This window comes from Nocardioides sp. B129/18 (genome assembly GCF_055282735.1).
The window spans coordinates 1-9,402 of sequence record NZ_JBUZJI010000031.1; the positions used below are offsets into that span (position 1 = coordinate 1).

General features: G+C 72.8%; 9 protein-coding genes. 7 read left to right on the forward strand and 2 right to left on the reverse strand.

Annotated elements, in window-relative coordinates:
* Both ACZDWJ_RS17340 and lpdA read right to left on the reverse strand, forming a co-directional pair.
* On the reverse strand, window positions 1-333 hold a 333-nt coding region (locus tag ACZDWJ_RS17340), incomplete at its 3' end, for a biotin/lipoyl-containing protein (RefSeq protein WP_463522996.1).
* 46 nt (window positions 334-379) lie between these two features.
* On the reverse strand, window positions 380-1,759 hold the full coding sequence (gene lpdA, locus ACZDWJ_RS17345) for a dihydrolipoyl dehydrogenase (RefSeq protein WP_463522998.1): 1,380 nt from the start codon (window positions 1,757-1,759) through the stop codon (window positions 380-382).
* A gap of 201 nt (window positions 1,760-1,960) precedes the next feature.
* Here lpdA and ACZDWJ_RS17350 point away from each other — a divergent pair, with 201 nt between their 5' ends.
* From ACZDWJ_RS17350 to ACZDWJ_RS17380, 7 genes are all read left to right on the forward strand, one after another.
* The gene (locus tag ACZDWJ_RS17350; RefSeq protein WP_463523000.1) at window positions 1,961-2,353 is read left to right on the forward strand and encodes a hypothetical protein; all 393 of its coding nucleotides are present in this window, start codon (window positions 1,961-1,963) and stop codon (window positions 2,351-2,353) included.
* A 193-nt stretch (window positions 2,354-2,546) separates the two neighbouring features.
* A complete protein-coding gene (gene acnA / locus ACZDWJ_RS17355) occupies window positions 2,547-5,234 on the forward strand; it encodes an aconitate hydratase AcnA (RefSeq protein WP_463523002.1) in 2,688 nt (895 codons plus the stop codon).
* Window positions 5,235-5,362: 128 nt separating this feature from the next.
* Entirely contained in the window at window positions 5,363-6,664 is a 1,302-nt protein-coding gene (locus ACZDWJ_RS17360) for a hypothetical protein (protein ID WP_463523004.1), read from the forward strand.
* Window positions 6,657-7,142: a SigE family RNA polymerase sigma factor gene (locus tag ACZDWJ_RS17365; protein WP_463523006.1), complete on the forward strand. Its 486-nt coding sequence runs from the start codon at window positions 6,657-6,659 to the stop codon at window positions 7,140-7,142. The genes ACZDWJ_RS17360 and ACZDWJ_RS17365 overlap by 8 nt, the downstream gene beginning before the upstream one ends.
* 75 nt (window positions 7,143-7,217) lie before the next feature.
* Window positions 7,218-8,531 (forward strand): hypothetical protein, encoded by a 1,314-nt coding sequence (locus tag ACZDWJ_RS17370; protein ID WP_463523008.1) that lies wholly within the window; start codon window positions 7,218-7,220, stop codon window positions 8,529-8,531.
* Window positions 8,518-9,021: a SigE family RNA polymerase sigma factor gene (locus tag ACZDWJ_RS17375; protein WP_463523010.1), complete on the forward strand. Its 504-nt coding sequence runs from the start codon at window positions 8,518-8,520 to the stop codon at window positions 9,019-9,021. The genes ACZDWJ_RS17370 and ACZDWJ_RS17375 overlap by 14 nt, the downstream gene beginning before the upstream one ends.
* A gap of 22 nt (window positions 9,022-9,043) precedes the next feature.
* The gene (locus tag ACZDWJ_RS17380; protein ID WP_463523012.1) at window positions 9,044-9,343 is read left to right on the forward strand and encodes a thiamine-binding protein; all 300 of its coding nucleotides are present in this window, start codon (window positions 9,044-9,046) and stop codon (window positions 9,341-9,343) included.
* Window positions 9,344-9,402: the final 59 nt, after the last annotated feature.

Sequence of the window (9,402 nt, forward strand, 5' to 3'; positions counted from 1 at the left end):
GGCCGGCTCGGGCTCGGCGGGAGCGGCCGGCGCGGCGGCCTCGGGCTCGGCCGGGGCGGCGGGCTCGGCAGGAGCGGAGTCCGCGGGAGCCTCGCCGGCCTCGCCGATCAGCGCCAGGATCGCGCCGACCTCGACGGTGTCGTCCTCGTTGGCCCGGATCTCCAGCAGGGTGCCGGCAACGGGCGAGGGGATCTCGGTGTCGACCTTGTCGGTGGACACCTCCAGCAGCGGCTCGTCGACGGCCACGGTGTCGCCGACCTGCTTGAGCCAGCGGGTGACGGTGCCCTCGGTGACGGACTCGCCCAGTGCGGGGAGGTTGACTTCGGTGGCCAATGGACTTCCTTCGTCTTGGAGCGGTGTGCGGAGGTGGAGTGGTGCGTCAGCCGTGCGCGTGCAGCGGCTTGGCGGCCAGGGCGAGGTGGGCCTCGCCGAGGGCCTCGTTCTGGGTCGGGTGGGCGTGGATCAGCGGCGCGACGTCCTCCGCGTGACCCTCCCAGTTGTAGATGAGCTGGGCCTCGCCGATGAGCTCGCCGACGCGCTCGCCGACGAGGTGGACGCCGAGCACGGGGCCGTCGACCTGGCGCACGAGCGTGACCGAGCCCTGGGTCTTGAGGATCTGGCTCTTGCCGTTGCCGCCGAGGTCGTAGGTGAGGGTGGTGACGGCGTCGGCGCCGTGGGCCTCGACGGCCTGGGCCTCGGTGAGGCCGACGGAGGCGACCTCGGGGTGGGTGTAGGTGACCCGCGGGATGCCCGACTCGGGCACCGGCACGGGGGAGAGGCCGGCGATGTGCTCGGCGACGTGGATGCCGTGCTGGAAGCCGCGGTGGGCCATCTGGAGGCCGGGGACGATGTCGCCGACGGCGTAGACGCCCTCGAGGTTGGTGCGGCCGTGCTCGTCGGCGAGGACGAAGCCGCGGTCCATCGCGACGCCCTGCTCCTCGAAGCCGAGGTCGGCGGTGCGCGGCCCGCGGCCGACGGCGACGAGCAGGACGTCGGCCTCGAGCACCTCGCCGCCGGCGAGGGTGATCTCGACGCCGTGGTCGGTGGCCTTGGCGGACTCGAAGGAGGTGCCGGTGCGCACGGAGATGCCGCGCTTCTTGAACGCGCGCTCGAGGGCGGTGGAGGAGCGGGGCTCCTCGGCCGCGATGAGCCGGGGGAGCGCCTCGACGATGGTGACCTCGGAGCCGAAGCTGTTCCAGACGCTGGCGAACTCCGAGCCGATGACGCCGCCGCCGAGCACGACGGCGCGGGCGGGCACCTCGGTGAGGCGCAGGGCGTGCTCGGAGGTGAGCACGCGGACGCCGTCGACCTCGAGGCCGGGCAGGGAGCGGCTGTAGGAGCCGGTGGCCAGCACGAGGGAGCGTCCGGTGTAGGCGGTGCCGTCGACGGTGACCTCGCGGGCGCCGGTGAGGCGACCCTCGCCCTCGATGACGGTGATGCCGCGGGACCTGATCAGGCCGGTGAGGCCCTTGAACAGCCGGGAGACGACGCCGTCCTGGTAGGCCAGCACGCCGGGCATGTCGATGCCCTCGAAGGTGGCCTTGACGCCGAACTGCTCGGAGGTGCGGGCGGCGTCGGCGACCTCGGCGGCGTGCAGGAGCGCCTTGGTGGGGATGCAGCCGACGTGGAGGCACGTGCCGCCGAGACGGTCCTTCTCGACCAGGCCGACCGAGAGGCCGAGCTGGGCGGCGCGCAGGGCGCAGGCGTAGCCGCCTGATCCCGCTCCGAGGACGAGGACGTCGAAGTCGGTGTCGGCCACCGTGTTCCTTCCGCTGTGGCGTGGCTGGGAGCCTCATCCTTGCACTCCTGCGCTGGGAGTCCACACCGGGCCGGGTGACTGGCGAGTAGGGATCTCGAGGCCTCCTGGGCGGCGTCCGGGACGGCGTTCGGCATGCGGTCCCGCGCGTCCGGAGTCAGCCATCCGGCCACCTGACCTCCGCCGACCCGGCACACTGGAGCCATGGGATGGACCGACCGCTTCCGCCGCTCGGGCCCGCGCATGAGCAGGCCCGCCGCCGACGGCTTCCGCACCGGCTCGACGCGCGTGCGCGCCGCCGACTCCGTGGACCTGCAGCACCTGGAGGAGTGGACCGGCGGACGGCGCGGGGTCGAGGGCTTCGTCGAGCCCCGCACCGCGGTCAGCGACGTCACCCTCCTGCTGGTGGCCCACGACGGCGAGTGGACGCGTCGCCGCGTCCCGTCGGTGCAGTGGGCGCACGAGTTCTGCAACCGTCACCAGATCCCGTCCTACGACGCCGCGGTGGTGGGCATCCCGCAGCGGATGCGCGACTACAACTCCCGCCGCAAGGCCGAGGAGCGGCAGCGACGCCAGCAGGGCCCCGGCTCGCTCTGAGCCGATGATCCTCGGGCTCGGCGCGCCGCGCCATGGTGCGGAAGTGCCTCGACATCATGTATCTTGACGTCAAGACATTCTTTCTGAGGTGAGCCCTCCTTCCGTCCCGCTCCATCGCGGCGGCAGGATGGGGGGCGACCCCGCCCCGCTCGTGCCATCCCGGCGCTGAGCTCCCCAGAGGAGAGGAACGGCTGTGGCCAGTCAGGACAGCTTCGGTGCCAAGAGCACCCTGGACGTGGACGGCACGTCCTACGAGATCTTCCGCCTCGACGCGGTGACCGGCGACGGCCTCGACGTCGCCTCGCTGCCGTTCAGCCTCAAGGTGCTGCTGGAGAACCTCCTGCGCACCGAGGACGGCGCCGACATCACCGCCGACGACATCCGCGCCCTCGCGGGCTGGGACGAGACCGCCCAGCCCGACAAGGAGATCCAGTTCACGCCGGCCCGCGTGATCATGCAGGACTTCACCGGCGTCCCCTGCGTCGTCGACCTCGCCACCATGCGCGAGGCCATGGCCGACCTCGGCGGCGACGCCTCCAAGATCAACCCGCTGGCCCCGGCCGAGATGGTCATCGACCACTCCGTCATGGCCGACGTCTTCGGCACCCCCGAGGCCTTCCAGCGCAACGTCGAGATCGAGTACGAGCGCAACCGCGAGCGCTACCAGTTCCTGCGCTGGGGCCAGGGCGCCTTCGACGACTTCAAGGTCGTCCCCCCGGGCACCGGCATCGTCCACCAGGTCAACATCGAGCACCTGGCGCGCACCATCTTCACGCGCACCGTCGACGGCGTCCTCCAGGCGTACCCCGACACCTGCGTCGGCACCGACTCCCACACCACCATGGTCAACGGCATCGGCGTCGTCGGCTGGGGCGTCGGCGGCATCGAGGCCGAGGCCGCCATGCTCGGCCAGCCCGTCTCGATGCTCATCCCGCGCGTCGTCGGCTTCAAGCTCTCCGGCTCGCTGCCCGAGGGCTCGACGGCCACCGACCTCGTGCTCACCATCACCGAGATGGTCCGCAAGCACGGCGTCGTCGGGAAGTTCGTGGAGTTCTACGGCCCCGGCGTCTCCGCGCTGCCGCTGGCCAACCGCGCCACGATCGGCAACATGAGCCCGGAGTTCGGCTCCACCATCGCCGTCTTCCCGATCGATGACGAGACCCTCAAGTACCTCAAGCTCACCGGCCGCTCCGAGGAGCAGCTGGCGCTGGTCGAGTCCTACGCCAAGACCCAGGGCCTGTGGCACGACCCGTCGGCCGAGCCCCGCTACTCCGAGAAGCTCGAGCTCGACCTCTCCACCGTCGTCCCGAGCCTCGCCGGCCCCAAGCGCCCGCAGGACCGCGTCGAGCTCTCGAACGCCTCCTCGGCCTTCGCCTCCGAGCTGCCCACCTACTCCTCGAACGTCGACGCGAAGGTGCCGGTCACCCTCGAGGACGGCACCAGCTTCGAGCTCGAGAACGGCGCGGTGACGATCGCCTCGATCACCTCCTGCACCAACACCTCGAACCCGTCGGTCATGATCGGCGCCGCCCTGCTGGCCAAGAAGGCCGTGGAGAAGGGCCTGCAGCGCAAGCCGTGGGTCAAGACCACGCTGGCCCCCGGCTCGAAGGTCGTCTCGGACTACTACGAGAAGGCCGGCCTGACGCCGTACCTCGACAAGCTCGGCTTCAACCTCGTCGGCTACGGCTGCGTCACCTGCATCGGCAACTCCGGCCCGCTGATCCCCGAGGTCTCGGCCGCGGTCAACGAGAACGACCTCGCCGTCGTCTCGGTGCTCTCCGGCAACCGCAACTTCGAGGGCCGCATCAGCCCCGACATCAAGATGAACTACCTCGCCAGCCCGCCGCTGGTGGTGGCCTACGCCCTCGCCGGCTCCATGAAGGTCGACCTGTTCAACGACCCGATCGGCCAGGACGCCGACGGCCGGGACGTCTTCCTCAAGGACATCTGGCCCACTCCGGCCGAGATCGAGGACACCATCCGGGGCGCCATCGACTCCGACATGTTCGACTCCTCCTACGCCGACGTCTTCGCCGGCGACGAGCGCTGGCGCTCACTGCCCACGCCGGAGGGCAACACCTTCACGTGGGACCCCTCGTCCACCTACGTCCGCAAGGCGCCGTACTTCGAGGGCATGCCCGAGAGCCCCGAGCCGGTCACCGACATCGCCGGTGCCCGTGTGCTGCTCAAGCTCGGCGACTCCGTCACCACCGACCACATCAGCCCGGCCGGTGCCATCAAGAAGGACTCGCCCGCGGGCCGCTACCTCACCGAGAACGGCGTCGAGCCCCGTGACTTCAACTCCTACGGCTCGCGCCGAGGCAACCACGAGGTCATGATCCGCGGCACCTTCGCCAACATCCGCCTGCGCAACCAGATCGCGCCCGGCACCGAGGGCGGCGTCACCCGCGACTTCACCCAGGCCGACGGCCCGGTCACCTCGGTCTACGACGCCTCGGTGAGCTACCAGGAGGCCGGCATCCCGCTGGTCGTCCTGGCGGGCAAGGAGTACGGCTCGGGCTCCTCGCGCGACTGGGCCGCCAAGGGCACCTCGCTGCTCGGCGTCAAGGCCGTGATCGCGGAGTCCTACGAGCGCATCCACCGCTCCAACCTGATCGGCATGGGCGTCATCCCGCTGCAGTTCCCCGCGGGCCAGAACGCCGAGTCGCTCGGCCTGACCGGCGAGGAGACCTTCTCCATCACCGGCATCACCGCGCTCAACGAGGGCACCACCCCGAAGACCGTCAAGGTCGTCGCCGAGGGCCCGAACGGCACCGTCGAGATCGACGCGGTCGTCCGCATCGACACCCCCGGCGAGGCGAACTACTACCGCAACGGCGGCATCATGCAGTACGTGCTGCGCAACCTGCTGCGCGGCTGATCGCCCAGATCCACCGGGCTCCGGCCCAACCTTCCGACCCCGCCCGTGCGTGTCACGGGCGGGGTCGGCTGCGTTCCACGTCGTCCGAGCCCCGCCGGAGACGACGACACCTGGAAGGCTGAGCGCCGATGGACGACCTGACGAGCGCACTGCGGGGACTGGCCGAGGAGGCCCGTCCCACCGCCGCGGACCCCGCCGCCCTGTGGGTCGACGGACGCCGACGCGTGCGGCGTCGCCGGCTCGGTGCCGTCGCGGCCGTGGTGGTCGTGGCGCTGCTGGCCGGGATGGTGGGCCTGCTCGCGCCGGTGGGCTCGCGCGGGGTCGAGCCCGCCGACGTCCGGCACACGCCCGCCGTGCCGCGCACCATCTGGCCCGGGCAGGGGTTCTGGCCCACGGTCGGACCGGATGACCCGCCCGGGATCGTGGCCGTGCTCGGCGGCCTCGACGGCGAGGGCGGTCAGTTCGTCGTGTCGGCGACGACGGGGGAGTACCGGCGGCTCGCGCTGCCCGACCAGTACCGGGAGCCCGCGGCGGGGCTGCCCGCGCTCTCGCCCGACGGCCGGCACGTGGCGTGGTGGACCCAGGGGCGGCCAGGGGGCATGCCCTATCCCGACGAGGGATCCAGCGCCACGCCTCTCGGCGTCCGCGTGCTCGACACCGTCACCGGCGAGGTCCAGGCGTACCGGCCGGGGACCGAGCACGGCATCTCCACCGACGACCTGACGTGGGCCGACTCCCGCACGCTGCTGGTGACCTTCGGCCAGCGCGTCAGCCGGACCTCCAGCCGGGACGTCGCCACCCGGGTCGTCGACGTCGACCGCGTCCAGCAAGGCTCACCGCGCCGCCTCGAGCAGCTCGTCCTGAGCTCGATGCGCGGCCTGGACGGCACGATCCTGCAGGCACACCGCAGCAGCGGGTCGCGGACGTCGTACCGGCGTCCCGGTGGCGACGTGACGCTGCTGAGCACCGCGGGCCCGACCGTCGGGGCCCTGGCCGTCACTCCCCGCTACGTGGTCGCCGACGTCGACGACGCCACAGGCGCGGGGTCCCTGCGCGTGGCAGATCGGCGTGCCGGGCGCATCGTGGATCCGTCTCGCGCCCCGCGGCTGCGCGACGTCCGGTTCCTCGGCTTCGTCGACGAGTCCCACGCGCTCGTCATCGGCACCGCGATGATCGGGGGCGGGGAGTTCGAGGGCTTCCCCCTCTCCTCGATCGATCTAGGCACCCGCGCGGCCACGCGCGTCGGGACCGCGGGCACGACGAACCTCCAGCTCGCCACCGACCTCCTCGGCTCGCCCCTCGTCGACGGCGTGAAGCCGCCCCTGGACGACCCGATCTGGCGGATCCGCCTCTCGATGGCCGGCGGCGTGCTGCTCGTCGGGCTGCTCGCGCTCGGTGCGGTGGCGGTGCGACGGAGGCGTCGTGGCTGACCGGCGCGCGCTCGAGGAGTCCTTCGCCGCCTACGTCGGGGCCCGGCGTCCGGCGCTGGTGCGGATCGCCTACCTGCTCTGCGGCGACCTCCACGCGGCCGAGGACCTCGTCCAGCAGGCGCTCATCAAGGCCGTCGGGCACTGGGCACGGATCGGGGACGACCCCGAGGCCTGGCTGCGACGGGTGATGGTCAACGACCACATCTCCGGGTGGCGGCGCCACCGCGGTCGCGAGCGGCTGGTCGACGCCGTGCCCGAGCGGGGGAGCGTCGAGCAGGCGATGCCGGAGCGGCACGAGCGGCTGGCCGAGGCCCTGGCCGCGCTCGCCCCGCGGCAGCGCGCCGTCGTCGTCCTGCGCTACTACGAGGACCTCACCGAGGCCGAGACCGCGCGGGTGCTCGGCGTCTCGGTGGGCACGGTGAAGTCCCAGCACAGCGACGCCCTCAAGCGGCTGCGCGGCGTCGTCCCGGTCGGCTAGGAGGAAGCTCGTCGCACCACCCCCTCCGTCCGCGGGCCCCGATGCGTGGGTGAGGGTGTGGAACGAGGAGCCGAGATGACCCTGCACGACCTGCTCGACGACGCCGCCCGCGGCGCGCCGTCCGGAGCACCCGACCCCGACCTGTGGGACCGCGCCCGCCGGCGGCATCGACGCCGCCGGGCCGGCGTGGCCGGGCTCGTCGCCGTCGTGGTGCTCGCCGTCGCCTCCGGCGTCGGGCTGGTCTCGACCCGCCAGCAGACGACCCTGCAGCCGGCCGACTCGCAGGCGGCGCCGGCGCTGCCGAGCCGGGTGTACGAGCCCGGCCGCTGGCTGCCGGTCGCCGGACCGGACGATCCGCCGGGGCTGCTCAGCATGCTGACCTCGGTGAGGTCCGACCGCTGGTTCGGCCTGCCGAGATCGGTGACGGGCGCGATCTCGGCGACCGACGGCACGTACCTGCGCCTGGACCTCCCCGACGACGCCGACGAGGGCGCCGTGCTCTCCCCGGACGGGCGCCATGTCGCCTACTGGACGACCAGCGAGCCGCCGCAGGGCGCCTCCATCGAGGCCGACCGACCGATCACGGGCCTGGCGGTCTACGACACCGTCACCGGCGAGGTCGAGCGGATGCCGATCGACACCCCCCACGGTCTGGCGTCCCACGACGTCGCCTGGGCGGGGCCGAACGCCGTCGTCCTGAGCTACACCTCGTACCGGGACGTCGATCGCCGGCCCTCCGCCATCCGGGTCCGTCAGACCCCGGGCCCCGGGCTCCTGCGCTGGACGCTCGGGACCGACACCCCCTTCCTGATCACGACGCCCACGGTGCGGCTGTGGGCCGCCTCCGCCACGCAGGCCGTCGTCACCCGCTCCGGCACGCGCATGGCGATCGTCGACCTCGCCACCGGTCGCGACCGTCCCGGCACGCCCATGCAGCCCACGGGGCAGCTGCGGCTGATCGCCGTCAGCGACACCGCCGTGGCCTATCGGCACGAGATCAAGCGTCCCGGCAAGGCCTCGGTGCGAGCCCTGACGGTCATCGACGCACAGGGCCGCAGCCGCGACATCCCCGTCGACGACCTGCAGATGGTCGTCGGGCTGATCGGCTCCCAGCCGGTGATCGCGGCCCGCCGGCCGGGCGACCCCGGTCCGACAAGGATCGAGGTGCTGGCCCAGGACGGCACCCGGCGATCGATCACGACCGTCCCGTCGGTCGGCGTCACCGCCGCGAGCGACCTCTTCGCCCAGCCGACCCGGGACTTCCCGCCGCCACCCCACCGCTGGGACCCTCGGCTCGAGGCCGGCGTCGCCGGTGGCGTGGCCCTGGTCGCCCTGCTCGGCGCCCTCGCGGCCCTCGTGATCCGGAGGCGCCGTCGTGGCCGGATCTGAGCAGGTGCGCGCCTCCTTCGAGGAGTACGTCGCGGCCCGCAGGCACGCGCTGCTGCGCACCGCCTTCCTCCTCGTCGGGCAGGCCGCCGACGCCGAGGACCTCGTCCAGACCGCCCTCATGCGGGCCATGCCGCACTGGACGCGGATCGCCGACGATCCCGAGCCGTACCTGCGCACCGTCCTGGCGCGCGAGTCGGTGAGCCGCTGGCGGCGCCGCCGCTGGCGCGAGATCCACACCGACGTCGTCCCCGAGCAGGCCGGCGGGCTCGTCGACGCCGACCGGCGCGCCGCGGTGATGGCCGCGCTCGCCCAGCTCGCGCCCCGGCAGCGCGCCGTCGTCGTCCTGCGCTACTACGAGGACCTCACCGAGGCGCAGACCGCCGACGTCCTCGGGCTGCGTCCCGGCACGGTGAAGTCCCACGCCCGCGACGCCCTCGCGCGGCTGCGGACGCTGCTGCCCGACGACGACCTCGCGCTGCGCGGGGCGTGATGCGGCGGCGTAGGTTGGCCGCATGATCGTCGCCTTCAGCATCGCCCCGACCACGGCCGACGCCGACGGCAGCGTCTCGGAGGCCGTCGCCGCCGCCGTGCGCGTCGTCCGCGCCTCGGGTCTGCCGAACCGCACGTCGTCGATGTTCACCGAGATCGAGGGGGAGTGGGACGAGGTGATGGCGGTGGTCAAGGAGGCCGTCGACGTCGTCTCGGCCGTCTCCCCGCGCACCTCCCTGGTGCTCAAGGCCGACATCCGGCCCGGTCACACCGGGGAGCTCGACGGCAAGGTCGAGCGCGTGGAGCGTCTGCTCGCCCCGTGATCCTCAGGTGCGCAGCGAGGTCACGGCCGCGACCACGCTGATCAGCGCAGCGGCCCAGG